The organism is Alkalimarinus alittae (genome assembly GCF_026016465.1).
Taxonomy (GTDB): domain Bacteria; phylum Pseudomonadota; class Gammaproteobacteria; order Pseudomonadales; family Oleiphilaceae; genus Alkalimarinus; species Alkalimarinus alittae.
Map to the genome: position 1 here is coordinate 2,522,721 of NZ_CP100390.1, position 26,468 is coordinate 2,549,188.

General features: G+C 41.8%; 22 protein-coding genes and 2 tRNA genes. 11 read left to right on the forward strand and 13 right to left on the reverse strand.

All coding sequences use genetic code 11. The features are described from left to right. The first annotated feature begins 1,054 nt into the window (after positions 1-1,054). Positions 1,055-3,865, forward strand: coding sequence for a ribonuclease E (gene rne, locus NKI27_RS11515; RefSeq protein WP_265046197.1), 2,811 nt, complete (start codon positions 1,055-1,057; stop codon positions 3,863-3,865). A 103-nt stretch (positions 3,866-3,968) separates the two neighbouring features. Next, positions 3,969-4,538 carry a YecA/YgfB family protein gene (locus NKI27_RS11520; protein WP_265046198.1) on the forward strand — a complete coding sequence of 190 codons (570 nt, stop codon included), beginning with the start codon at positions 3,969-3,971 and terminating at the stop codon, positions 4,536-4,538. A gap of 75 nt (positions 4,539-4,613) precedes the next feature. Here NKI27_RS11520 and NKI27_RS11525 read toward each other — a convergent pair whose 3' ends face one another. The 3 genes from NKI27_RS11525 to NKI27_RS11535 form a co-directional block, all read right to left on the reverse strand. Next, the gene (locus NKI27_RS11525) at positions 4,614-6,293 is read right to left on the reverse strand and encodes a fused response regulator/phosphatase (protein ID WP_265046199.1); all 1,680 of its coding nucleotides are present in this window, start codon (positions 6,291-6,293) and stop codon (positions 4,614-4,616) included. 17 nt (positions 6,294-6,310) lie between these two features. Continuing rightward, positions 6,311-6,610, reverse strand: coding sequence for an STAS domain-containing protein (locus tag NKI27_RS11530; RefSeq protein ID WP_265046200.1), 300 nt, complete (start codon positions 6,608-6,610; stop codon positions 6,311-6,313). A 156-nt stretch (positions 6,611-6,766) separates the two neighbouring features. Then, positions 6,767-7,618 (reverse strand): PHP domain-containing protein, encoded by an 852-nt coding sequence (locus NKI27_RS11535; RefSeq protein ID WP_265046201.1) that lies wholly within the window; start codon positions 7,616-7,618, stop codon positions 6,767-6,769. A 174-nt stretch (positions 7,619-7,792) separates the two neighbouring features. On the opposite strand from NKI27_RS11535, the gene NKI27_RS11540 reads away from it, so the two are divergent. The 3 genes from NKI27_RS11540 to NKI27_RS11550 all read left to right on the forward strand — a co-directional run bounded on the left by NKI27_RS11540 (position 7,793) and on the right by NKI27_RS11550 (position 9,358). Beyond that, on the forward strand, positions 7,793-8,092 hold the full coding sequence (locus tag NKI27_RS11540; protein WP_265046202.1) for a YciI family protein: 300 nt from the start codon (positions 7,793-7,795) through the stop codon (positions 8,090-8,092). 84 nt (positions 8,093-8,176) lie between these two features. Continuing rightward, a complete protein-coding gene (locus NKI27_RS11545) occupies positions 8,177-8,848 on the forward strand; it encodes a TIGR04211 family SH3 domain-containing protein (RefSeq protein WP_265046203.1) in 672 nt (223 codons plus the stop codon). Between the two features lie 201 nt (positions 8,849-9,049). Continuing rightward, positions 9,050-9,358, forward strand: a complete 309-nt coding sequence (locus NKI27_RS11550; protein ID WP_265046204.1) for a PilZ domain-containing protein — start codon at positions 9,050-9,052, stop codon at positions 9,356-9,358. 58 nt (positions 9,359-9,416) lie between these two features. Here the strand turns inward: NKI27_RS11550 and rraA are convergent, their stop codons facing one another. The 4 genes from rraA to ppsA form a co-directional block, all read right to left on the reverse strand. Beyond that, positions 9,417-9,902: a ribonuclease E activity regulator RraA gene (gene rraA / locus NKI27_RS11555; RefSeq protein ID WP_265046205.1), complete on the reverse strand. Its 486-nt coding sequence runs from the start codon at positions 9,900-9,902 to the stop codon at positions 9,417-9,419. Between the two features lie 10 nt (positions 9,903-9,912). Next, positions 9,913-10,593 carry an NAD(P)H-binding protein gene (locus tag NKI27_RS11560; RefSeq protein ID WP_265046206.1) on the reverse strand — a complete coding sequence of 227 codons (681 nt, stop codon included), beginning with the start codon at positions 10,591-10,593 and terminating at the stop codon, positions 9,913-9,915. Positions 10,594-10,703: 110 nt separating this feature from the next. Further along, a complete protein-coding gene (locus tag NKI27_RS11565) occupies positions 10,704-11,705 on the reverse strand; it encodes an alpha/beta hydrolase (RefSeq protein ID WP_265046207.1) in 1,002 nt (333 codons plus the stop codon). Between the two features lie 82 nt (positions 11,706-11,787). Beyond that, entirely contained in the window at positions 11,788-14,160 is a 2,373-nt protein-coding gene (gene ppsA / locus NKI27_RS11570; protein WP_265046208.1) for a phosphoenolpyruvate synthase, read from the reverse strand. Positions 14,161-14,441: 281 nt separating this feature from the next. Here ppsA and ppsR point away from each other — a divergent pair, with 281 nt between their 5' ends. After that, the gene (gene ppsR, locus NKI27_RS11575; RefSeq protein WP_265046209.1) at positions 14,442-15,260 is read left to right on the forward strand and encodes a posphoenolpyruvate synthetase regulatory kinase/phosphorylase PpsR; all 819 of its coding nucleotides are present in this window, start codon (positions 14,442-14,444) and stop codon (positions 15,258-15,260) included. A gap of 73 nt (positions 15,261-15,333) precedes the next feature. On the opposite strand, the gene NKI27_RS11580 is transcribed toward ppsR, so the two are convergent. The 3 genes from NKI27_RS11580 to NKI27_RS11590 all read right to left on the reverse strand — a co-directional run bounded on the left by NKI27_RS11580 (position 15,334) and on the right by NKI27_RS11590 (position 19,270). Continuing rightward, positions 15,334-18,267, reverse strand: coding sequence for an insulinase family protein (locus NKI27_RS11580; RefSeq protein WP_265046210.1), 2,934 nt, complete (start codon positions 18,265-18,267; stop codon positions 15,334-15,336). 72 nt (positions 18,268-18,339) lie between these two features. Continuing rightward, positions 18,340-18,822, reverse strand: a complete 483-nt coding sequence (locus NKI27_RS11585; protein WP_265046211.1) for a DUF2846 domain-containing protein — start codon at positions 18,820-18,822, stop codon at positions 18,340-18,342. Positions 18,823-18,829: 7 nt separating this feature from the next. Continuing rightward, positions 18,830-19,270: a methylglyoxal synthase gene (locus tag NKI27_RS11590; protein ID WP_265046212.1), complete on the reverse strand. Its 441-nt coding sequence runs from the start codon at positions 19,268-19,270 to the stop codon at positions 18,830-18,832. A gap of 223 nt (positions 19,271-19,493) precedes the next feature. Here NKI27_RS11590 and NKI27_RS11595 point away from each other — a divergent pair, with 223 nt between their 5' ends. From NKI27_RS11595 to NKI27_RS11615, 5 genes are all read left to right on the forward strand, one after another. Then, positions 19,494-20,024, forward strand: a complete 531-nt coding sequence (locus NKI27_RS11595; RefSeq protein ID WP_265046213.1) for a hypothetical protein — start codon at positions 19,494-19,496, stop codon at positions 20,022-20,024. Positions 20,025-20,205: 181 nt separating this feature from the next. After that, entirely contained in the window at positions 20,206-21,702 is a 1,497-nt protein-coding gene (locus tag NKI27_RS11600; protein WP_265046214.1) for a PEGA domain-containing protein, read from the forward strand. Positions 21,703-21,788: 86 nt separating this feature from the next. Continuing rightward, the gene (locus tag NKI27_RS11605; RefSeq protein WP_265046215.1) at positions 21,789-22,856 is read left to right on the forward strand and encodes a response regulator; all 1,068 of its coding nucleotides are present in this window, start codon (positions 21,789-21,791) and stop codon (positions 22,854-22,856) included. A gap of 196 nt (positions 22,857-23,052) precedes the next feature. Continuing rightward, positions 23,053-23,904 (forward strand): 6-pyruvoyl trahydropterin synthase family protein, encoded by an 852-nt coding sequence (locus NKI27_RS11610; protein ID WP_265046216.1) that lies wholly within the window; start codon positions 23,053-23,055, stop codon positions 23,902-23,904. A gap of 97 nt (positions 23,905-24,001) precedes the next feature. Next, on the forward strand, positions 24,002-24,430 hold the full coding sequence (locus NKI27_RS11615; RefSeq protein WP_265046217.1) for a DUF3010 family protein: 429 nt from the start codon (positions 24,002-24,004) through the stop codon (positions 24,428-24,430). A 234-nt stretch (positions 24,431-24,664) separates the two neighbouring features. Here NKI27_RS11615 and NKI27_RS11620 read toward each other — a convergent pair. From NKI27_RS11620 to gltX, 3 genes are all read right to left on the reverse strand, one after another. Continuing rightward, positions 24,665-24,740 (reverse strand) — tRNA-Glu (locus tag NKI27_RS11620). A gap of 18 nt (positions 24,741-24,758) precedes the next feature. Next, positions 24,759-24,834, reverse strand: a tRNA-Ala gene (locus tag NKI27_RS11625). 69 nt (positions 24,835-24,903) lie between these two features. Further along, a complete protein-coding gene (gltX, locus tag NKI27_RS11630) occupies positions 24,904-26,397 on the reverse strand; it encodes a glutamate--tRNA ligase (RefSeq protein ID WP_265046218.1) in 1,494 nt (497 codons plus the stop codon). Positions 26,398-26,468 lie beyond the last annotated feature (71 nt).

Here is a 26,468-nt window from a genome sequence, read left to right on the forward strand (position 1 = left end):
AGGACTTAAGTGAAGTTGAGATAAGTAAATAAACACTATTTATACAGCATAGGGCCAAACCCATATCTATTATAATGCCAAAAACCCACTCATTTTCATAAACTGTGGTACTGAATATGCACGCGTGGGTTTGATGCTGTATAGAAATACTGTTATATTCTGTAAGTGCTCGAAAAAACGTCCATTCTAACAGAGTGGGTCGATTATTTCAGACGAAATATAACTGGTTATTTCCAAAGAGCAGATTTAATACCATTTAGATTTAACAGATTGGTATTTCTCTAAGATATGAAGGCTTTTAACCTTCTTGTAATAAGAGAGAACCCTGGGCAGACAACCGTTCCTTACCAAAAGTATTTAGGGTCAAGTTTACAGGTTAGTCAGCAGATTTAGTGTTCAACTATATGAACACTCGGTCATGAAACGCATTACACTCAATTCTGTGCTTTAGAATACTCTTTTAGCATTGAGTGGATGAAATTCATGCCAAATTAGAACAACGGATGTCTTTATATTTGCTTTCATTAAAGCAAAGCGTTAAAGGCTTTATAATTGATCCGCACTGAAGTTATATGCAGGATAGAGTACAGTTTTCGAATTTGTAGTGTAGTCAGTCGGCAGCCCAAAGATGTTTTACTTTGAGTATAAACCACGGGATGTAAGACCATACTTACCGCACATTGAACAACAAGTAGATGATTGAGTCAGGTAGCTAACAACGATTCAGTTAGCCGTTAACAGGGTATATATCGCTGTTATTAAGTCCGCAGAACACTGGAATAAAGAAAGTGCTATGCAAACTCCGAAAGGCGGACTCACAACGCTAACACATCAATGTTTTATGCACCTGATCCAGAACTGATTTAGTATCAGTCAAGTAGTTGATATTCCACCATCAACTCACCAAAACGCTGGCAATTGACCACGCTGTTTGGTTTTGATGAACACACTACAAACGTGTTTATCCCCGATAGTTATATAATTATCAATCATCGTTCGAATACCGCCCTCCTCCCATCATGCCTTCAGTGCTAAACTGGAAAATAATCCTTACATGAAGAGAATGCTAATTAACGCGACTCAGGCAGAAGAGTTACGCGTTGCGCTTGTAGATGGTCAGAAGCTATATGACCTGGACATAGAATCAAGTACCCGCGAGCAAAAAAAAGCAAACGTCTATAAGGGCAGAATTACTCGTGTAGAACCGAGCCTAGAAGCGGCTTTTGTAGATTTTGGAGCAGAACGGCACGGATTCCTTCCTCTTAAAGAGATATCTAAAGAATATTTCAAGAAATCGTCCTCAAGAGAAGGCCGAATTAACATCAAAGATGTTATCGCTGAAGGCCAAGAAGTCATTGTACAAGTAGACAAAGAAGAGCGTGGCAACAAGGGCGCTGCACTAACAACCTTTGTAAGCCTAGCCGGTCGTTACTTAGTTTTAATGCCTAACAACCCTAGAGCGGGCGGCATTTCTCGGCGCATAGAAGGTGAAGACAGAAACCAGCTAAGAGAAGCCATTGCAGGCCTCGAGATCCCAAAACAAATGGGCGCAATAGTGCGCACCGCGGGTGTTGGTAGAAATACAGAAGAATTACAATGGGACTTAGACTACCTGCACCAATTCTGGGAGTCTATTACCCATGCAGCCGAGAGCCGAAAAGCCCCATTTCTTATTTATCAAGAAAGCAACGTAATCATACGTGCTATACGTGATTATCTGCGTCAGGATATCGGCGAAGTACTCGTTGACTCACCTGAAGTTTACGAAGATGTTGTAAACTTTGTGCAGTCTGTAATGCCAGCCTATGAAAACAAAATTAAGCTTTATGAAGATGACATACCTCTATTTAGCCGTTATCAGATCGAAGCTCAAATTGAGACCGCATTTCAGCGTGAAGTGAAGCTCCCTTCTGGTGGCTCGATTGTAATTGATCCAACTGAGGCATTAGTATCAATTGATATTAACTCTGCCCGCGCAACAAAGGGTAGCGATATTGAGGAAACCGCACTCAATACTAACCTTGAAGCCGCTGACGAAATTGCTAGACAACTTCGCTTGCGTGATATGGGTGGTCTAATCGTTATTGACTTTATCGATATGAGCCCTGTTCGCAATCAGCGCGAAGTAGAATCAAGAATGAGACAGGCGCTTGAGCTTGACCGCGCTCGCGTACAAGTCGGCAAGATCTCAAGATTCGGCCTTCTTGAAATGTCACGCCAAAGACTACGTCCGTCTCTCGGTGAAACACGTAATGAAGTTTGTCCACGTTGTAGTGGTCAGGGTTCTATCAGAAGCATCGATTCTATGGCCCTATCTATCATGCGCTTAATGTATGAAGAGTCATCAAAAGAGAAAACAACTGAAGTGCGGGCCCTTCTCCCAATCTCTGTTGCAACATTCCTCCTGAATGAAAAGCGCGCTCAAATAGCAGAAATCGAGAAAAACCAAGGTGTAACAATTGTTATCGTTCCTACCGAGACCATGGAAACGCCTCATTACGAAGTTTTAAGAATGCGTGATGATGAATCCATCGATGACACGGTCAGCTACGAGCTAAAATCTGAAGCACCAGAACACCAACCAACGGCAACGCCTACTGTTAAGCAAGCAGTTAGAGAAGAAGCAGCAGTTAAAACATTGAAGCCAAGCGCTCCAACACCTGCACCAACCTCTGAAGAAATAGGCTTACTTAAAAAGCTATCTCAAAAAATAGCGTCTTTATTTGGTGGTAATGCCGAAGAAGAAAAGAAAGCAGAAGTTAAGCCTGAGCCAAGAACACGCCAACAAACATCTCGTAATACACAGCGTAACCGTCCTGAACGAGGTGGAAAGCCTTCAAATAGAGGTGGCCGCCAAAAGCAAACTCGAAATGATGCACCTGCTAAACTAGCCAGAAATACATCACAAGAGACAACGCCTCAGTCAAAAAACACTAATGCTGCTACGCCCTCTACAGATGAAAATCGTAGACCTAGACGCAATAGAAATAGTAAGCCAACAGATCAGCGTAACCGCCCAAACAAGAGCGGTGACAACAGATCTAATGAGCGCAACACATCAAACCGTTCGACAGGAGCCGCTGATAAACAGAATGCAACAGCAGCACCCGAGCCGGTTAAGATGCAAGAAACAGCAATGAAGCCGCAACAACAAACAGATTCAGCCGTTGCAAGTGCTCCTCAGACAAGCCAGCCATCTCAAGAAAGCAAGGCAAACCAAGAGAAGCCAGCAGAAAGAAAGCGCACACCAAGACGCGCGCCGTCTAACAGAAGAGCTGAGAATAACGAAAACTCTCAATCACACACTAATAGCGAGACTAAAGCACCAGGCGCTAAAGTCAGTGACCCAGCACAAGAAACACAAGAAAGCAAGCCAGTTAATGCAGGACGCCCTAGCGCGCCTAAAACAACTGAATCAGCTGCAAGTGCACCTGCTAAAGCAATCGAAGAAAAATCAACCACTGCAACAGCGTCACCTAAGCCAGCTAAGGCTGATAAAAAGGACGAGTCTGTAGTCAAGCCTGAGGCTCCTAAGGTTGTAACGGCCAAGGTTGAAGCGCCCAAAGCGGAAGCGCCTAAAGCGGAAGCGCCTAAAGCGGAAGCGCCTAAAGCGGAAGCGCCTAAAGCTGAAGCGCCTAAAGCTGAAGTGTCTAAAGCGGAAGCACCTAAAGCGGAAGCAAAGCCTACTGAATCACAATCTAACGAAGGCGAAGCTAGCAACAAGCCAGCTCAACCCCGTCGAAAGCGTGGATCAAGGGCGGCAAATGACCCGCGCTTAAGAAGAAAACAAGAATCAGCATCAGCAAACACCTCACCTGAAGCCTCTGCTAATACAGATTCACCTTCAGAGAAAACAGACTCTTAAAGACAGAGCCTTATTCGACTAGACACTGGCCTACGAAAACCTCGCTTGGTCAGTGTCTTTTTAGTTTAAACTCAAAATAACCCATCAATTAGGACTCACAGTAATGAGCGAATCATTTCAATCTTCTGTCTCAGATCATGATATCGACACTCTAGAGGATATTCTATTTGAGGACGAGTTTGCTGAAGATACACTGGACTATTTTGGTGTTCACGGACTAGCCTGTGCCTTTGTTGTAGGTCCCATAAAGATTACCGATAAAGCAATAACTGAGCTTGTGTTCAACGAACATAAAGGCATCAGCCCTGAAAAACTAACAGAAGCAGAAGCCATAATTGCTAAATTAAGAAACGGTATTTCAGCTGAGCTTTCAGCAGGTAGAACAATTGAACTACCTTTTGATGATGCAGAGGAAGAATATTACCAAGAGGCACTAACAAACTGGTGTGCTGGTTTTGTTGAGGGCTTTTTAGATCACGAAGCCGCCTGGTTTGAACGCAGCCAAGACCTGGTTGCAGAGCTACTGCTTCCTATTATGTCATTATCTCAACTATTTAATGACGAGGACTTTTCTGAAATAAACAACAATGAAAAAATAATGGATCAATTTGAAGAGCAGCTCCCCGAGCTAATGACAGACCTTTTCTTGTTCTTTCACTCAGAAAATAAATAACACAGGGTGTAAGCACTTAACCTGTAAAACGATAGCGGTAATTGTAAGCACTAAACTACCGCTAACAATGCTAACTTAAATAGCCACCTCTAAGTCATACAGCACGTTAACCGTAGCCCCCCCATCTACAAACTCAATATCTTTAGCTAAAGACCTCACTAATAATAAGCCTCTACCATAAGAAAGCTCTTCAATATCGTCATTCAAGCACGATTGAACATACTCAAAATCAAATCCTTTACCACTATCTGATACCGTTATAGTTAATTTTTGGCTATCTATTTCCGGCGCATATTGAATACCAATGGAAATAAAATCGTCGCTAAGCGCTTGTAGTCTTTGACCTCGTAAATGGTAATATTCCAAGAAACCATCTTCCGTGTTTTTTAGCGTTGAATCTAAACCTAAAACCCCATGCTCTAAAGCATTTGAAAATATCTCAGTGATAATGGTACGAAGCGTATCAGCATGCGCATTAAACCTCTCCGTTTTTGGCATCATATTCAGCAATTGAGCGGCTGGATCTTGTGTTTTAATCAAATCACTCGCGTATAAAGTGGTTGATATACTCCAAGGGAGCGATGACTCACAGAAACCTGTCTCTTGCTGCGTATATTCAGTCGGCATTGATTTAATTTGCACAACACTAATATCATCTTCTTGCTCGGTCTCCCCTTTGAACTGTTTGAATCCTACAATCAACTCTTCAAGCGGGTTATCAGTAGGCTTACCAAGCAGTAACTGTAATCGCTCCTCACCAAACATCTCACCTTGTTTATTAATCCCTTCAGTAATACCGTCGGTGTAACAAACAATCGAGTCCCCTTCAGCTAGCTTTATAAACTCTAAGTCATCTTCAAATTCATCATCATCTAGTATACCTAACGGCATATGCTTTGATGTTACTGTTCCTTTTAAGCCTGAGTCTTTAGAAATTACGACACCATCCGGTAATCCACCCATCCATAATTTTGCCATATCACCCACTTGATTCAGCTCGACCAGTGTCGCAGCACAAAACATATGATCAGGCAAAAATTTGTAAAGTGATAAATTTAACGTTCTGGCTATTTCTGTTAACGATAAGCCTTTAGCCGTCATAGCATAAAAGGCTTGTGACACAGGGACCGCACCAATAGACGCCGCTAAACCATGTCCGGTGAAATCACCTAAAAATACATAAAGCCCACCACCGGGCTTTTGTGCAGCTAACAATAAGTCACCGTTAAACAACGATGCGGGTGAAATAAAGTGATTAATACAAGGGGAATCAAGTTCACTATCTTTCATCGCATTAGTAAGAACGTGTTCACCCATCGCGTGCTCCTGCTGGAGTCGATTGTGGTGATACTCAAGCTCTCTACTTTTCTTGCGTACCTGTTCATTCAGTTCACGAGTACGGCCATGTGCATTCATTTTTGCAAGCAATACAATCTCATCAACAGGCTTTGATAAAAAATCATCCCCACCACTCTCTAAACACTTAATGAGTGTTGACTTATCCGCCAACCCCGTGAGAAATATAACTGGCACATACTGGCTGCCAAGGTGCTGCTTTATTTCTTTAGTCGCTTGATACCCATCCATGACGGGCATCACGACATCCATTAGGATTAAGTCAGGTGCTTTAGCTTTAACTATATTGACGGCCTCTTCACCATTCTCGGCTTGATCACACTCATGACCAAGATCCTTTAATATCCAAGTAAGAATTTCACGATTCGTTCGCTGGTCGTCAACAATCAAGACATTCATTACTATTTACCCAGCCCTTAACTAAAATCAAACTTTTTATCGAACCTTGATATTTCGAATATTTTTTTGATGCTTGGCTTACAATTAACAATTCGAATAGCCGTAAACTCGCCTACTGTCTTTTTCATATTTAATAGCATTCCTAATGCAGAGCTATCAATATGATCTACCTCTGTCATGTCTACCGTGTATTTCTTATAGCGGTCGTCACCAGAGTAGCTGGCACGAAAATCCTGCACACAACTAAAATCAAATGTTCCTAAAATAGATATCGTCAATTCGGTATTATCTTGTGAAACAGTGGTTGAAATATTCACTATTTTGACACCTTCATGGTTGAAGTTATAACGGGCTAGCATACGAAAATTAGGTATTTATCAAATACTAATCAATAGAACTAAGTCTAGACAGGCACGCTGTTTTTTCCAGCGAGATAATGATGAATATTGTTATAAACACGAGAATGGCGCTCTCTAAACAGATAACGCCCAATCTAGCCAAACAGGTTTAACGCTTTTAGGTAAAGAAGGTATTGCACCGAGCTTAACCCAAGGCTGTGTTGGTGAGTGAAAATCGCTACCTAAAGAGCCTTTGAGCTCATATTTGGTACATAAATCAGCAAGAAGCCCAATCTCACCTTGTTTTTGTCCAGAGGTAATCACTTCTAACCCTTCACCACCAGACGCTTTGAAATCAGCTATTAATGACCGTAGCTTTGTAACCGTCATATTGTATTTTCTTGGGTGTGCAATAATGGCAATACCGCCGGCATCAACAATCCAGCCAACAACCTCATTAAGCTCAGGCCATACAGATCTAATATCACCAACTTTACCTGCCCCAAGGTATTTTTTAAACGCGACAGACACATTACTTACATAGCCCTTTTCTACCATAGCTGAAGCAATATGCGGCCTTCCGGGCGCTTGGCCAGATGAGGAAACTAACGCAGCCTCATAAAGCCCCTCAAACCCTTTCTTTTCTAATCGCTCACTGATTGATTTAGTGCGCAAGAAACGGCTCGATTCTTGACGTTCAACTGCCGACTTAATGATAGGCGATTGCCGATCGAAGTTTAAGCCAAGAATATGAATACCTTGATTATTCCACTGTGCTGAAAATTCAACACCCGAAATAATATTAACGCCTAGCGCATCTCCAGTAGATGCCGCTTCATCCAAACCACTGATAGTGTCATGATCAGTCAAGGCTAGATGCTTAACACCTTTTTGATAAGCTAGCGCCACTAAATCTGAAGGGGTTAAAGTCCCATCTGAAGCAGTACTGTGACAATGAAGGTCGATGAGTGAAGATAGGTGAGACATTGAATATTGAACCTAAAAATATAAGTGTGTGTACAATAACATATTACATCACGGTCTGCTTATAGCAGTATTTTGATCATTTAAATGAATTCATTTCAACTTACTTATATAATGCCAACAAATATGACTCACAATAACTGTATCAATAATACTGATACGAAATAAAGGAATAGCATGTTTTACGCAATTATTAGTGAAGACATACCTAATAGCCTCGAAAAAAGGAAACTTTCACGCCCCGCTCACCTAGAGCGCCTTCAGTTATTAAAGCAAGCAGGCCAATTATTCGTCGCAGGTCCTCACCCCGCAATTGATAGCAACGACCCAGGCGAACATGGTTTTACAGGCAGTCTTGTGATTGCTGAGTTTAGCTCATTAGCAGAGGCTCAGAAATGGGCAGACAATGACCCTTATGTTTCTGCCGGCGTGTATAGCAAGGTCACTGTTAAACCTTTTAAACATGTATTACCCTAAGCGATGTGGCAAAACAGGGTGTCATAAATACAAAGATGCTGCTGCACACTTCAAATATATCCACTACGAGATAAAGACCGGAATATGAACGTGAAAAAATACCTACTCATTCTTTTGTTATTAACAATGCCATCTATTGGCCTTGCCGAATCTATGTATATTGATGACACGCTACTAGTCCCCCTTAGAAGCGGGGAAGGACTGCAATTCCGAATTGTTCATAAAGGCGTAAAAAGTGGCACCAAAGTTGAGCTACTAGGCCACAATCCTGACTCCGGTTACAGCCATATAAAAACACCTGAAGGTGTGGTTGGCTACCTTCCAACTCGCTACCTAGTCAAAAACGAAATAGCACGTGACCGTCTTATTAAAGTCTCTTCACAGCTAGAAAAGGCACAAGCTAAATCAAATCAATTACAAGCAGAGCTTAAAGAGCTACAAGCTAAACATCAGACGCTTTCGGCTAATCATGAGCAACTGTCTCGCATGAGCGAATCAACAAGCAGCGAGCTTAAGAAGGTCAAAAATATTTCATCTAATGCCTTATCGCTCGACCAACGCAACAGAGAGCTACGCGAAACAAATCAAGAACTAAAAAATGAAGTTGAGCTGTTGACAACAGACAACCAAAGATTAAAAGACAAAAGTGAGACGAGCTTTATGATGATCGGCGCAGCATTAGTACTGTTAGGCGTGATTCTCGCACTGGTTATACCTTGGTTAAAGCCAACCAAAAAGAATGATAGCTGGGCATAAGGTTAACCACTTATTATCGAACTAGCCTCCCTGCTTTAAAGCACCTTCTGTTTGTTATCTGTTACCCATATATAGTGGGAAACAGATAACAAACACACCACATATTATCTAGCCATCCCTTTTTATAACTTTTTCTACTTTGACAGTCTTGGTTATAACACGTATAAAGTTAAGGACAACAACAAAAAGGGCCCTTAAGCTATGATCAATTCAACCATTCGTGACTATAGTGAAAAACGTGATTTTATAAGGATGAAGGTCGACACGACCATACGTTTGACGTTTGATGATTCAGAAAAAACGATGACAGCGGTATGCAAAGATTTAAGTGGTACTGGCATGCTGATTGAAACCAGTGACGCTCTAGCTGAGAATAGCGAATTCCATACATCTCTCCCGTCAAGCAACCCTGCTTTTCCAGCATTTGAAACGAAGGTTAAGGTTATACGCTGCGCGGAGTCTGAGGATGGACGCTTTTTGATTGGAACAGAAATACTAAATATGCCCTAAGCACGACTAGCTCACCTCGATGGTTACAGGTGCATCAAGGTGAGCTAAAAACGCTTTATTATTCTACTTCAAGCTTTTCAGGTGATACGATTACGCCGTTATTATCCGCGTAAATAAAATTACCGGGCTTGAAAGTCACGCCACCAAATGTCACTGGAACATTAAGGTCACCAAGACCTCTTTTATCCGTTTTCATTGGGTGTGTAGACAGCGCCTGAACACCTAACTCTGTCTCCATGATGACATCAACATCACGAATACAGCCATATATTATAATGCCTTCCCAGCCATTATCTGCAGCCTTCTCAGCAAGCATATCGCCTAACAGTGCTGCACGCATAGAGCCACCACCATCTACCACCATAACTTTTCCGTGACCTGGTGTGGCGACCTGCTCTTTTACAACTGAATTATCTTCAAAGCATTTAACAGTGACAATTTCTCCTCCAAAGGATTCTCTACCGCCATAGTTGTTAAACATAGGCTCTACAACTTGCACTAAATCTGGGTACTGATCACATAGATCGGGCGTTATTATCGGCACATTAGACTCCTTAAAAATTATATTCTTGAATTTGTCGAGATTTTATCACGAGTATATTTTGGTATCGCAAACCATCAGCAAGTTTTTCTGACTCTTTGATCATAACCCTTGCCACCCTTTCAGCCTCAACCGGGCTGACTTCAAGCAACACACCTTTCATTAGCGGCTTTATAAATGCGCCAACAGCATTGCTGACAGACTCTCCTAACCGGTATTCGCCTCTATCACCTGTCAGCAGTGAGGGGCGCATAATGGTAAGAAAGGGGTATTCTAACGACCCTAATGCTTTTTCAAGCTCACCCTTAACGCGATTATAAAAAAAGCGTGAGTTGGCATTGGCACCCGCCGCACTGACAACACAAAAATGATCAGCCCCCTGCTCTCGCATAATACGCGCTATGGATAACGGGTATTCCAAATCTACTTTTTTAAACGCAGACTTCGTTTTAGCTTTTTTTATCGTTGTTCCCAGACAACAATAAACATCATTTACACTGTAATCTTTTAGCAAGGCACCTGAATCTGAAAGATCACCTACAATCTGAATTAAGCGGCTATGAGCTAAGTTTAATTTACGGCGCCCTAAAACAATGACCTCACTATACAGATCTGAAGCCAATGCTTGGCGAACACAATACCCACCGATAAGACCTGTAGCGCCAACAATTAAAGCGGTTCTTTTATTGTTCATGTAGACCACCCTTTTTATTGCCCATAATGATTCTGTAGATTAATCATACTAGCATTCTGCAAAAACAGCCCTTCTGCCAAAGCAACACTTTGTTAGCTAGCAGACTATAATTACCCTTGTGTTGAAATGGCGTCGGGAGCGTCAGTACAGTCAAGGGCCGTCGGCGTGTTAGCCAGCCATAAAATAATATCATCCCAACACCCACCCTTATTAGGAAATAGTGTTATCCCCGCATTAGGGTAAGCTCGCGACGTCTGGGACTCACTATAATCGTACATTTTGATACTTTTCGATGTCGTGGTTAACTGACTATAAATCCACTTAGCATTCTTTACGGGCCCTATAGCATCAGATGACTTTGTTCCGACCACCATCACAGGCACATCTATATTTGCTAAGGCACCTTCAAGTAAAAGCCCAGAAGGTGTATTAAAAGCAAGCCTGTTTTGCCAGCTTAAATACGCTTTAATCGTCAAATAACTTTCATTCTCTGTACCGATACCTAATCGCTGACCACTAATAACGCCCTGTTTTCTCCAACGCCATAGTGCATTTTTTGCAAATATCTTTGTATTTAGACGCAAAGATAAAGGCTTTTCTTCTTCGATATAGACACAATTCGTTATCGTTTTCTGATCTATAACACCTAACCCCAAAGCACCGAGAACTAAAAAACCGCCCATCTCTTCAGCAATATAACTTACATTTTTTCCAGTTTGCTCTAGAACAAACTTATGAATAGCGGGCAAGTCATATTCAACGGTCTGATCAAGCGAATTATTTGCAAAATCTTGATTCACAGACGAAAGGCCGTGACCGCGCATTTCAGGGATCCACACGTCATAGCCTGCCTCAACCAAAAAATCAGCGACACCTTCACCTTCTTCAGATAACCAATGGCGCCGATTAGAAAATGCGCCATGTAAGAGAATGACAGGCTGCCCATGAATCCCTAAGGCCGCAGAGGACTGTTTAGTTAATCTTGTAACCGCTAACTCAACGGTCCTATCTTTACAGTTATTAGGCTTGAGAAGATAAATATCTTCAACTAACGAACCGATTACTTCAGCAGACACTAGCTGAACCGGAAAGAGCTGACTACTACTTTGCATCCGTACCTCATTGTAAATAGCAATCCGTAGCTATTAAATCACATGAAAGAGAAGAGCCCCCTTTAATTGGAGGCCCTAATATTTATTTTACGTTGGTATCTGCTAAGAAAAACCACGTATCTAAGACCGAGTCAGGGTTTAATGAAACACTGTCAATCCCTTGCTCCATTAGCCATTTAGCAAAGTCTGGGTGATCTGACGGACCTTGACCACAGATACCTACATACTTACCTGCTTTCTTACACGCAGAAATAGCATTAGACAGTAAAACTCTAATAGCTTCATTTCGCTCGTCGAATAAGTGAGCAATAATGCCAGAATCTCGATCTATACCTAGCGTCAATTGAGTTAGGTCATTTGACCCAATAGAAAATCCATCAAAGTACTCGAGGAACTGCTCAGCTAACAATGCGTTTGCGGGAAGCTCACACATCATAATGACTTTAAGGCCATTCTCGCCGCGTTTTAAACCGTTTTCTTCAAGTAACTCGACGACTTGTTTAGCCTCACCCACTGTGCGCACAAAAGGGACCATAATTTCTACATTGGTAAACCCCATCTCGTCTCGAACTTTTTTCATCGCTCTACATTCGAGTTCAAAACAGTCTCTAAAGGTTTCGGAGATATAGCGTGAAGCCCCTCTAAAACCAAGCATTGGGTTTTCTTCATCAGGCTCGTAAATCGTACCGCCAATCAAGTTTGCGTATTCATTAGACTTAAAGTCAGAAAGTCTGACAATGACACGCTTAGGCGTAAATGCAGCTGCTAATGTAGAGATACCTTCGACTAATTTTTCTACATAAAAATCTACTGGTGATGCATATCCTGAAATACGCTTTTCTACAATTTGTTTAGTTTCGCGAGGCAATGAGTCAAAGTTAAGCAATGCCTTAGGGTGTACACCAATCATTCTGTTGATGATGAACTCTAGTCGAGCCAAGCCGACACCAGCATTAGGCAATGACTGGAAATCAAAAGCGCGATCGGGGTTGCCCACATTCATCATGATATTGAATGGCAACGCAGGCATTGAATCGATATTATTTTCTTGTAATTCGAAGTCGAGTAACCCTTCGTAGATAAAACCCGTATCACCTTCAGCACATGAAACCGTGACATTTTGTCCATCAACCAATTTTTCTGTGCCATTACCGCAACCTACAACAGCAGGAACACCAAGCTCTCTTGCGATAATCGCGGCGTGACAAGTACGCCCACCTCGGTCAGTTATGATAGCAGAAGCTCGTTTCATCACAGGCTCCCAATCAGGATCAGTCATATCGGCAACTAAGATGTCACCTTCGTTGACTTTATCCATCTCTTTTACGCTATTGATAACCTTAACAGGACCACTACCAATCTTATGTCCAATACTGCGGCCTTCAACCAATACTTTACCTGTTTCTTTCATCAGATAGCGTTCTAATACTGAACCTGAAGAACGGCTTTTAACTGTTTCTGGACGAGCCTGAACGATATAAATCTTACCATCATCACCATCTTTGGCCCATTCGATATCCATCGGACGCTTATAGTGTTTCTCAATAATAATAGCCTGACGTGTTAGCTCAGAGACTTCTTCATCAGTGATCGAAAATAGACAGCGCTGCTCTGTATCGACCTTGATTGTTTCGACTGAGTTGCCCGCATTAGCCTGATCTGTATAGATCATCTTAATCGCTTTACTTCCAAGATTGCGTCTCAATATTGCAGGTCGGCCAGCTTCAAATGTTTTCTTATGAACATAAAACTCATCTGGGTTAACAGCCCCCTGAACAACCGTTTCACCTAGTCCATAAGAAGACGTAATAAATACCACACCATTGAAACCAGACTCAGTATCGAGTGTAAACATCACACCGCTACTCGCCGTTTCACTACGAACCATTTTTTGAATGCCTGCCGATAAAGCAACTTCTGCATGGTCAAAGCCGTGATGTACGCGGTACGATATAGCGCGATCGTTAAATAATGAGGCAAACACCTCTTTAACAGCAACCTTCACATTATCCAGCCCAACGATATTTAAAAACGTTTCTTGCTGCCCTGCAAACGAGGCATCGGGAAGGTCCTCGGCTGTTGCGGAAGAACGAACAGCGACAGCCATACTTTCATTGCCATCTAATAAATCAGCATAAGCCTGCTTAATCGCGTCATTTAGTTTTTCTGGTAAAGGGGCTTCTAAAACCCAACGGCGTATATCTGCGCCCGTTTTTGCTAACGCGTTAACGTCCTCTACATCAAGCTGAGTCAGAGCCGTATTGATTTTCTCTGTCAGATTATTGAGTGTTAGAAACTCACGAAAAGCATGAGAAGTTGTAGCAAAGCCACCAGGCACTGAAACACCCATACTTGAAAGATTGCTTATCATCTCCCCTAGCGACGCATTTTTTCCACCTACTCGGTCAACATCGTCTATGCCAAGGTGCTCAAACGATACAATGTAGTCTTCCAAAGTACTTCTCCCCTGTCGTTTAGGTAATCGGCCATGCTAATAAATTTATTCAACAATAATACTTCATCTCGGCTAAAATTTCACAAACAAATAACCCGTTCAGCTTAATTTTTTGCCATAAAATTCAGTACTAACCTAATCTTAACGTAAGTTCTCGATACAAAAATGTCGGTAGCTATGGTTTAATCGAATAAATGGTAAGTCTTCTGTAACACCTGATTCTACAAGAGAGTGCGTTAACAAGAAGACTCCGTACCGCATACTTACAGACGGGTATAACAATGAAACGTTCCGCTTTTTTTATATCTGATGGCACAGGTATTACGGCTGAAGGTCTAGGCCAAAGCTTATTGGCACAATTTGAAAATATCGAATTTAATAAGATGACACTGCCTTATATAGACTGCATTGATAAGGCTAAAGAAACAGTTAAGACAATCAATAAAACAGCAGAAGCTGACGGTTTCAAGCCGATCATATTTGATACCATCGTCAACAGTGAAATAAGAGATGAAATAGGCCAAAGCAATGGATTTATGATCGATATTTTTGGTACATTTTTAGGTCCATTGGAACAAGAACTACATTCAAAATCTTGCTATACCGTCGGCAAATCACACTCAATCACCACTAATAGCAATTACGAGCGAAGAATTGATGCCGTAAACTTTGCCCTAGATAACGATGATGGCGCACGAACGCGGCATTACGATAAAGCAGACGTCATACTAGTTGGGGTGTCTAGGAGTGGCAAAACCCCCACATGCCTCTACCTAGCATTAAACTATGGCATAAAGGCGGCTAACTACCCGATTACTGAAGAAGATGTTGAAGACCAAAAATTACCAACAGCACTCAAAGCGTTTAAGCATAAAATATTTGGTTTAACTATTGAACCTGAGCGTCTTGCTGTCATCCGAAATGAGCGTAAACCAAACTCACGCTACGCCTCTATGAAACAATGCAATCATGAAGTAGAAGAAGTTGAAATGATGTATCGACGAGAACGTATTACGTTTATGAATACGACAGACTATTCAGTAGAAGAAATAGCCACCCGAATATTGGTGGCTACAGGTATAGAAAGAAGAGCAAAGTAGCCTTTATAAACAGAGAGGAGACACCAATACTTGGTCTCCTCTTACTTAGACTCCTCTCATAACGATCACTGCATTAAAGTTCTTGAACATCTAAACCGAGCGATTCTATTAGTGCTCTATTTGTCGGGCTCGTCACTACTGCAACACTTGCCTTTTCAGGACTAAAGTAACGCTTAGTCACTCGCTTTAGATCATCAAGTGTAACCTCAAGTACACGCTGTCTAAATCGCACTCGCTGCTCAGCAGTTCGACCAAACAGTTCGCTATGATAGTCAGACTTAGCCTCACCTGCAGGTGATTTAGGCTTATCAATCTGACTGACAACTCCTAAAACAGCCTCCTCTAGTGCAGACGCCTCATGGTTTTCTGTTTGCATCCACTCTAACGAACGATCAAAGTCTGTCAATGTTTCTTCTAATCTTGGATCACGGTACGAAAAGAACCTGAACGCAGCAATACCTGAGTCCTGACCCGCACCACCACCATAAGCCCCTCCTTGCTCCCTAATGGTTCGATGTAAATACCCATTACGTAAAAAACCACCCAACACGGTTAAAGCCGCAGAATCTGCATGCTCTATTGCAACAGTCGGGTATGCTTTTGCACAAAAGTTAACTTGTGTGGCCGTTAACCAACCTTGCTTAACTTGCTCTCTAACAGGTTTAAGTGAAAAGGCTTCATGATCTACAGATTCAACACTATCCCATATATTTGAGGCAAATTGGGCAACTTCATCTACTTTCTCAGGCTCAGCAATCACTAAAAACCGTCGCTTAGATGAAGAGACCTTTTCATGTAGGTCGCTGAGTGCCGCTTGAAGACGTTTAAGAGCTTTAGGGTCCGATAAGCTATCATCCAGTTCTTTGATATGCTTAATACCAAGCAACCCTCCTAAGTTAAATGAGAGCTTCGCTATAGGGCTCATCAAGCTAGTAGCGGCTCCCATAGCCAAACCATGACCGTTACTAGTGATAGACTGTTCTTTTTTAGCTCTAATTTGAGAGACTAACTCATGAAGTCGCTCAGACTCATCAAAACGAACATCTAATACAATTTCTTTCATTAGAAGGGCGAGCGCATCTGAGTTTCGAGCCAATGCCTTACCCGAGAAAACAATATACCCAGACACGTTCTGTTCATCGTCTATTGAGCCTTTAATCGAGGAGTAAGCTGCAATCCCCCCTGTTACTTCTGACTGCTTATTCTGAATGTCTAAATAACTACTGTTACCGGCCCCCATTTCTGTTAAACAACTGGTATAAATCGGTAATACGCTTATCTCGTCTTCTGATAACGCGGGAAGATCAACAATAACTTGGTGATACACTAGGCCATTAGTACCCTGCCCATAAGTCTCGATATTCGATGAAGATGCGTACGTTTTGCTTTCTGGAATACTCAGTGCTAACGGCACATCTTCTATCCCTACTTTTGGTAAAATCGTTTCGTCATCCTTTTGAGACTGTCTTTCAGCAAGCGCTTTAGCCTGATCGACAATCTGCTGTTTTTCTTCACTAGATAACTGATCTTTAATCTTAGCCAATTCAGCCTGCAATGCTTTTTCACGCTGCCCTTCATACGAAGCATCAGGCTTTAACGACAAGGTCACACGATGTGGATTTTCAAGCAGTAAACGCTTCACTAAGCCTTTAATGTAATCAGGGTCTTCAATTTTATTACGTAGGTTTTCAATAACGGGCTCAAGATCGAGTAATTCGACTGGATCTCCACCGTGAAGCATTGGCGACAATGCACCCAAAATTAATTGAAGTCCATAAGGATAATGGTCACCAGAAATTTCACGTTGGCTAAGCTCTAACTGATGCAACACCGCTTCAAGTCGTTCTTTTGCGACACCTTCTTCAGCGACCTTCTCAAGCACCGAATTAACGAGTACTTCAACGGCCTCAGTACTATCAACCTCACTCCCTTCAACACCACAGACAAACGTCATTTCTCGATTTGAGTCTTCTAAGCCACACAGTGGCGAAGGCGCATGACCCAAAGACGTCGTCTCTAAGGCTTTTTGTAAGGGAGAGGCGCTGTTTTCAAATAAGACGTTTGATAATAGATGGGCCTCTAGGTTTTGCTCTAAGTTAAAACTATGTCCTAACAACCACCCCATGACAATATGTGTTTTCTTCTGCGTTTCATCTTCACTATTAACAGGGTAACTCTCCTGAATACGAACAGGAGAAAAGTAACGTTTTTCGTCAGTTACAACAATTTCTTCATGCTGTTTATCGAATTTATTTAACACTAATTCTTCAAATTTTTCATGATGTTCAAAGGCAGGAATATTGCCAAATGTCAAAAACACAGCATTACTCGGATGGTAATGTTTTCGGTAAAACGCAATCAATTCATCATACGACAAGTCAGTAATATGCTCAGGCTCCCCACCACTATTATAATGATAGGTTGTTGTTGGGAATACATACTTAGTCAGTGTCTGCCATAACTGACTAATCGGCGAGCTCATCGCACCTTTCATTTCGTTATAAACAACACCTTTATAGGTTAAGTTTGATTCGACATTATTCGTTTCCTCAAACTCAAGACGGTGCCCTTCTTGCGCAAAATCTAAACGGTCTAAGCTCGAAAAGAATACAGAATCAAGATAAACCGATAATAAGTTATCAAAGTCTTTGCGGTTTTTGCTAGCAAACGGGTATGCAGTCCAGTCGCTACTCGTAAAGGCATTCATAAACGTATTGAGTGAACGCCTTATCATCATAAAAAAGGGATCACGAACCGGAAAACGCTCACTACCACATAATGCTGTATGCTCAAGTATGTGGGCAACACCCTTATTATCTTGTGGTACAGTTTTGAGACCTACTAGAAACACATTTTCATCGTTATCAGCCGCTAAATGTAAATGTCTTGCGCCAGTTTTTAAATGAATATACTCTTCAATTTCGACTTTTAGTGAGTCAATTTTTTGAGTACGCAATAGCTCAAACGCAGGGTGTGAGCTCATGTTCGATGATGTTGTTTCTGACATTTAAATCATTTTCCTCGTGAGTTTCGTGTAATCTCGATAGAATGCTTAATAAAGGATGTGTCTTGGGCACAACTATTCATTATTGATAGACAACGCATTGCCGCCCATGCCTTTTATCGCGTTATCTTCAGCAACTAATTCTAACTTAGCGTCTCTCCACCCCATGACATGTGCTTGAGTACTAGGCTTCAATCTTAAAAAGTAATACTTTCCGGCACTAACATCCAATGTTATTTTCTTTTCGCGTATTTCCCAGTCATCAACCGCCATTAGTTCATCCCAGGCACTACCCGCTTTTATCATCCATTCATACTGCCCAGTATCAAGCATCCACAACTTATAATGTTTGTGTTCTAGCGCTCCTTGACTCTCGCCATTTAGAAACACGAATGGGTATGCGTCTTTTAAATCATACAAATCAGTTCTATATAAATAAACAGCGGCCTGACCTTCTTTTAAGGCAACAGGTGACTCAAAAAGGACTGGTTCAACAAACGTAGCACAACCGAGCTGCATATAAGTTAAAAGTAGCAGTAATAAAAACGTCTTGCGCATCAGTCAGCTACCTTTTGGGTAAAGGTCTTTTTTCATAAACAGAGAAGTCGGGCACTAATCGCTCGTAATGCTCCATTAAGGGTGAGCTAACAATAAAGTCAGCAGAGCTTTGATTACATGCAATGGGAATATTCCATAGCGTGGCAATTCGCAGTAACGCTTTAATGTCAGGGTCATGCGACATCGGCTCAAGTGGATCCCAGAAAAAAATTAACAAATCAATCGTCTGCTCTGAAATTCTAGCACCTATCTGCTGATCGCCACCCAAAGGGCCGCTATGAACACGCGTCACAGGCAAGCCAGAAGCATCACTGATTAGCAACCCCGTAGTCCCTGTAGTGATTAACTCACATGAGGATAGCCGAGCCTTATTTTTTAAAACCCAATTGAGCAATACCTTCTTTTTATTATCATGGGCTACCAATGCAACCCGTTTAATCGCTGCCATTAACTGCTCCGACTGGTATCAAATTGATTGAAGTGTAGGCTATATCGATCCTAGTTCTATTACAACAATCTTACGGCATAGACGTTTACATGTCTCACTGTTTAAAGTTCTTGATTACTTTTAATTGATTACCATTAAGCTTATGATAAAGTTGTTTTTATTCAGTTTGTTATAAAACAATAGCTTTCGTCGCCGTTAATCGACAATATTTTGGAATCAAAGCATGCTAGGTTTTCGACATGAGTCCCTCGAAAAAGACGGTACTACATCAGGCAGTACTGCTTTGCAATCAGATACCCCAACAGAAAAAGTTGGCCAGCATACCGCTCACCTAGGCGCGCCCGAACAGTATTGGATAGAACGAAAAAAGTACCTTGAGAAAATCAAGCAAGTACCTGAACTACGTAAGCGTTTTGTTAGTTCGCTGATGGTTTACTTATTACGTCGTTTTTTATGGTCGTTTGGTTTTTTCCCTATATTTCTTTCTTTTTGGTTACCTCTGGTGCTCAACCGATTTAATCCAGTAGCTACAGTCTCTAGTTTGCTGCCAAGTTTAGAAAACTTCGTAAACTCAAACCCTCAGGTTCAAGCGAACACAATAGAAACACTATTTATAGCGTGGTTTTCTGTCGGCTTTATCTTTGCTATTTTCGATTTCGTCCTTACGCCGTATAAGTCTCCCTATGAATACGAAGCAGATGTACACATGAGAGCCTGGGAAGAATTACAAAATAATAACGAAAAAGAACATTAAGCGTTCAATAAGTGAGCTATGTTACTCATATGCCGTGCGCTACGTAGCGAACAAAGTGTGAAACATATTACAAATACACTATGAAACCTCTAATTCAGTTACATTCTCTTATTTTTAGCGCTAACATCATTGAACCAGGTTAGTTTTATTGATTCATAATAATATTTAAGGTGCGGTATCTATGGTCGATGTTAGGCCTCTTATTTTTGCAAACGCTCTATTCCTAATGCTTTTAGTAACAGCAGGGTTTGCTCATATTAGTAGTGAAAATCCTTTTTCAGGCAGTAACATTCCAACCACGAATGTTTCAGAGCCCAACAATAAAACGGCAGTAACGAGCAATTCAAGTCAGCAAAAAACGACTGACCATGACACTATAAACAATGACAGCCCAGCCATTTCATCTTCAGAACAGGTAGCTAAAACACCTCAACCTGAAGCTGAAACAACCCCCATTAGCGATGATCAAATTTTTGCTGACAACACAGAGCAAGCTGACAATCAATTAAACGAATCAAATACCAGCGACACTCAACGTGATACAGCAACAGCATTAAATAAAGCTGAAACCGAGTTAACCACAGCAACTCAAGGCATAAACAGCGCTGAATCAGCGGCTGTCGCTACACCTGAAACCGTTATCGCAGTTGCACCTATCGTAGCAGCACCGATTCCAACAACCTCGCCTACTCCACAACCAGAAGTAGTGAAAGTTGAGCCGAAACCTAAACCCAAGCCAATTGCCACGACCGGCAAATTGATTATTCGATCAAATATTGAAGGCGATATGGTGCTGATCAACGGAAAGCCTTACGGCCCAACTCGCTTAGAGGTTGAGCTTGAGCCGGGCAACTACGCAATAGAAGTCGCTAAAAGTGGATATTCAAGCTGGCAAGCAGATGTATCCGTTTTACGCGGCAAACAGCAAACACTAAAAGCAAAACTTGAACACTACACCACTGTTAATTATAAAAACGGCGAGTGGATTAATGGTATTACAACCGGCGAAGGGAGCTACCTTTCGGACGATGGTATTCAATACCAAGGTGCTTTCGTAAATGGTAAATTTCATGGCATAGGCAGCATAACCTACCCTGATGGAACAGAGTACCGAGGCCAGTGGTTTGAAGGTGTAATGCAAGGTGATGGCACTTTAATAACCAGCGAAGGTGATACCTTTATCGGGATATTTAAGGATGGCGAGTTTAATGGTGAAGGGACTCTCACAAAGGCTAACGGTGATATCTATGACGGATACTGGGTCAACGGCTCATTAAACGGTCAAGGCTCATTAACGACAAAAGATGGTCTATTATTCGTAGGTGGGTTCTCCGAAAATCAATTTCACGGCGAAGGTTCTCTAACCTACCCTGACGGTAGGCATTACGAAGGCTCGTTTTCAAAAGGTCAATTCCACGGAAAAGGCGTTGAAATTTACACAAACGGCAAAAAATATGCAGGCCAATTCATGGAAGGTCAATACCACGGTAAAGGCGAACTCATGAACCCTAATGGAAGTAAAATTACAGGTACGTTCAAATTTGGGCTACCATTTGGTAAGGCTACATTAACAACGCCGGAAGGTGAGATATTTACAGCTAGAACAACTGAACCGGGAGTGTGTTATCGCTTGAAAAGCTATAGGGCAACACAATGCCCTCCCATGGAAGGCTGGTAACGGGTACAGCATTACTTAAAACAGTATAGCCAAATAGCTTACAATGAATTAAAGCGATTTGAGTGGTTTAAGAACCGAGGTTAGAAATGACGATTAAAAGTGCATTATTGGTTGATGATTCAAAAGTGGCAAGATTTGCCTTGAGTAAATTACTTGAGAAAATTGATCTCAATGTCAGCATGGCAGGCTCCGCAGAAGAAGCATTAGAATACCTGAGCTCCCACGACAATCCAGATGTGATCTTTATGGACCATCTAATGCCTGGGATGAACGGCGTAGAAGCAACCAAAGCAATTAAAAGTAACCCGGATACCTCCGCTATACCTATTATTATGTGCACCTCTAAAAAATCAGAGGAGTTTGCAGATGAAGCAAGGGAATTTGGCGTTTATAATATTTTAACTAAGCCACCTCAACCAGATGGCGTCAGCCTTCTTTTAGAAGAACTAGGCCAAGCCGTAGAGCGCGGTGACTTACCTCAGATTGAAATTCCGTTAGAAGCAGACGCCTTAACGGTCGAAGAAATAGATGTAAATAACAGTGATCAGCAGGACCAGGACATGCTAAATAGCAATGTAGTTGCCCTTCCAACAGAAATGATAGAGCAAGTAGCACGCTCAGCGGTTAAAACTAACGTTAATAACCGCCTACATGAACTATTGAGTAGCTTATTTGATGAACAGTACGATCACCTAAAACGAATTCTTGAAGAATCAAAGGCAGAGCAAGCTGAACGCCTAAATACGACTGTTGAGTCATTTGCCACTCAAATCAATGAAAAAACAAGTGCCATTAAAGAAGAAATTGCAGCTGAAGTTAGCCTTTTCTTAAGCAGCCAATTAGCAGAGCTCAAAGCTGAGATATTGAGTAATCAAACTACTCAGGGCATGCCTGCAGAGCAAATGGAAGCACTTAAAGACCATATGACGTCAGTACAGTCAATCGACACTGAATTCTGGCAAACACTGCAGTCTGAAGCAATACAGCAAGCTCACGATATATCGCGTGAGACAGCTGAAGACATCGCACAACGCACTATTGACCTCTACACACAGAATCAACGTTCTGCCACCAATAAAGTGTATGTAATAGCGCTAGCGACCAGCATTGGTGTATTTAGTGCCGGTATCGCATTCTTATCAGGTATGTTTTAACGTTCGAAACTAATGGCCGTTAATCGATAGCCACAAAAAAGCACGGCTAGCGCCGTGCTTTTTTGTGGCTGAAAAATGATCTTCTTTCTAGCGTTGATATTTATCTGCTACAATAAGCCGCACTTTTATCTACATTTACTTAGACCGCCTGCTAATCCGGTCATCACACACCACTCGAAACTCCGGCTAATTTTTCATGAATCAACTCTTCGTAGACAACCTGACTGTTATTGATTTTTCGTACTTAGATACCCAAAGAGGGATATTAGGCGAAAGCTGGATTGTTGACGTCATTCTTGAAGGTGAACTTGATGAACAAGGAATGTTATTTGATTTTGGTGATGTAAAGAAAAAAGTTAAAAGCATCATTGATTACGAAGTAGACCACAAACTGGTGATACCATCGTCACATCCCAACTTATCAATCACCACCGAAGGCACCTTAGTTGAAGCCATTTTTAATGCCGATAGTGGCGAACAAATTATTCATAAAGCGCCTATTGAATCACTTACACAAATAGCCGATATTGAGGTCAATAAAGGCAATGTATCTGCCTACCTTTGCGAAAAAATACTTCAGCAACTCCCCTCTAATGTGACGGGTATTAATGTATCCCTTAGAGAAGAAATAATTGAAGGCTGCTTTTATCATTACAGCCACGGCCTTAAAAAACATATAGGTAATTGCCAGCGTATTGCCCACGGACATCGATCAACGATCAATATTTTCAAAGACGGCGAAAAAGACTCCAGCTTAGAGCAGCAATGGGCGAACACATTTGAAGATATATACATAGGCTCTAAAGAAGATATTGTAAATTACCCTATTATTAACGATATTGCTCACACAACATTCGCGTACACCTCAATTCAAGGGGCATTTCAACTAACACTCCCTTCGCGTCAGGTCTATTTAATTGACACAGACTCTACCGTTGAGTGGATCGCAACCCATATTGCAGAGAATTTAAAATCTAAATTCCCTAAAAGCCAATTTAAAGTAAAAGCATTTGAAGGTGTTGGTAAAGGCGCTATAGCCCAACGCTAAAACTCTTGTAATAGGTTAATTTTATACGTTTTATAAGCCTCCATTCTCGATTTTATTTAGGCTATAATGCTCGTCTCTTTATTATGTGGTGTTTATCATGAAAGTCTGCGGTGTTGAGTTAAAAGGAAATGAGGCAATTATCTGCCTAATGTCCCTATCAGATGGTTTAATTGACCTTCCTGATTGTCGAGTTCGTCGATTAACCCTTATTGATGTCTACAGCAGCGAACAATTAGCAGAATTCCAATTCGCATTTGCTAAGTTAATGGAAGATTACAAAGTCGATAAAGTGGTTATTCGTCAACGAGCCACAAAAGGAAAGTTTGCCGGAAGCGCAAATGGCTTTAAAATGGAAGCGGCTATTCAGCTGATTGAAGGGTTAGAAGTAGAAACACTATCTGCCACCGAGATCAAAGAGCTTTTGAGCTACAGTCCTTTACCGGTAGCATTTTCCAGCACAGGCTTGAAAGGCTTTCAAGAAGTGGCCTTTACCACCGCTTTTGCTTCTATTTCTCGTAAGAAGTAAGTTTTTTAGACCTCTACTTAAGGGCAAGCGATTTTATGTACTCTTGCTTGTCCTTTTAGCGTTAAATGTGTGCACTTTTCAAATTTTATGACAAGCTGAGTTGCGCGGGTTATTAGCTCCGTGTCGGAATGCACTCCGACCCACAACAACCATCTAAACATAACCCTTTGCAAACCCATTTATTTTTGGCAAAAAAAAACCTGAAACAATGTGCTTCAGGTTTTTTAAAATAATTGGCGTCCCCAAGGGGAGTCGAACCCCTGTTACCGCCGTGAAAGGGCGGTGTCCTAGGCCTCTAGACGATGGGGACCCGGAACTTAAGATGATTTGGTGGAGCCATGCGGGATCGAACCGCAGACCTCAACGCTGCCAGCGTTGCGCTCTCCCAGCTGAGCTATGGCCCCAATCAGTCATCGGGGGCGTATATTATTGAGTTACCCCCGACGAGTCAAGCATTTTACTATCTATTTCAGTTACGCTTCAATCTGAGCGAGTACCGCTTGAAACTCTTTTTCTACTCGCTTAGTTTCTTTCTTAGAAAAGCCACCCAGTAAATTCAGTGCATGACGTAATCGTGCTCTTGTCATGTCGGGACCTAACAACGTCATAGAGTCCATCACAGACCAAGAGTTTGGCGTTCCTGCGATTGCAACAAATATAGGGAAGTTAAACTCACCCATTTTTAATTCCATCGCCTTTGATAATGCTTTTACATCAGCAAAAATGTTCTCTTTTGTCCAGTGACGCTGAGCTTCAAGCTTCCACAGTGCAAACTGTAAAACTCTCTTAACCTGCCCTTCTTCAAGCTTATTATGATTAAAATCTTCAACCGTTAAGTCCAACATACCGGAGAACATAAACCCAGCTAGCGGCACCACATCACTAAACGTATCGACCCGCCCCTTTACATGGGGAATAAGAGGTTTCATTCGTTCACTATTAAATGCCCATTGCTGTAACCGCTTAGAAAAATCTTCATCAGACAGGTTTTCACGTATCCATAATCCGTTTAACCAACTTAACTTTTCAACATCAAAAATTGGCCCGCCTAGCGATACACGAGAGATATCAAACTTCTCAATCATTTCTTCTAAGCTAAACTTTTCGCTTTCATCAGGCATTGACCACCCCATGCGGCCCAGATAATTTACAACCGCTTCAGGCATAAAGCCCATGCGCTCATAATAATTTATACTGGTTGGGTTTTTGCGCTTACTCAGTTTACTTTTATCTGGGTTTCGCAATAAAGGCATGTGGCAAAGCACAGGCATATCCCAATCAAAATACTGATATAGCAGCTGATGCTTAGGGGCTGAGTTAATCCACTCTTCACCGCGAATAACATGCGTGATTTCCATTAGGTGGTCATCAACCACGTTAGCCAAATGGTAAGTAGGCATTCCATCTGATTTTAGCAAGATTTGACAATCTACCTGCGACCAGTCTATTTCAATCGTTCCACGTAGCATATCTTCGATTACACAAGTCCCCTCATCAGGCACTTTCATCCGAATAACATGGGGTACGCCTGCTGCAAGCTTAGCGTTTACCTCATCATCAGAAAGCTCTAGATCGCCTTTTATGCCAGGGTTTAGTCCTGCAGCTTTTCGCTCTTCCCTAATTTTATCTAGCTCTTCTGGTGTTCTAAAACAATAAAAAGCATGCCCTTTTTCGACGAGCTCTAAGGCATAGGCTTTATAATCATCTTTACGTTCGCTTTGACGGTAAGGTCCTTTTGGCCCACCCACGTCAGGCCCTTCATCCCAATCCAAACCTAACCAACGCAACGCCCCAAGAATATCTTGCTCAGATTCAGCAGTACTACGCACCTGATCAGTATCTTCGATACGCAAAATGAATTGCCCGCCGTGTTGACGAGCAAAACACATGTTGAACAGTGCAATATAGGCGGTCCCTACGTGAGGGTCGCCCGTTGGAGATGGTGCAATGCGGGTACGAACAGTCATGAAATGAATATCTCTCTGCAAATGACTTAAAAAAAGGAGCGTATTATACGCTAATCAATAATATAGACATC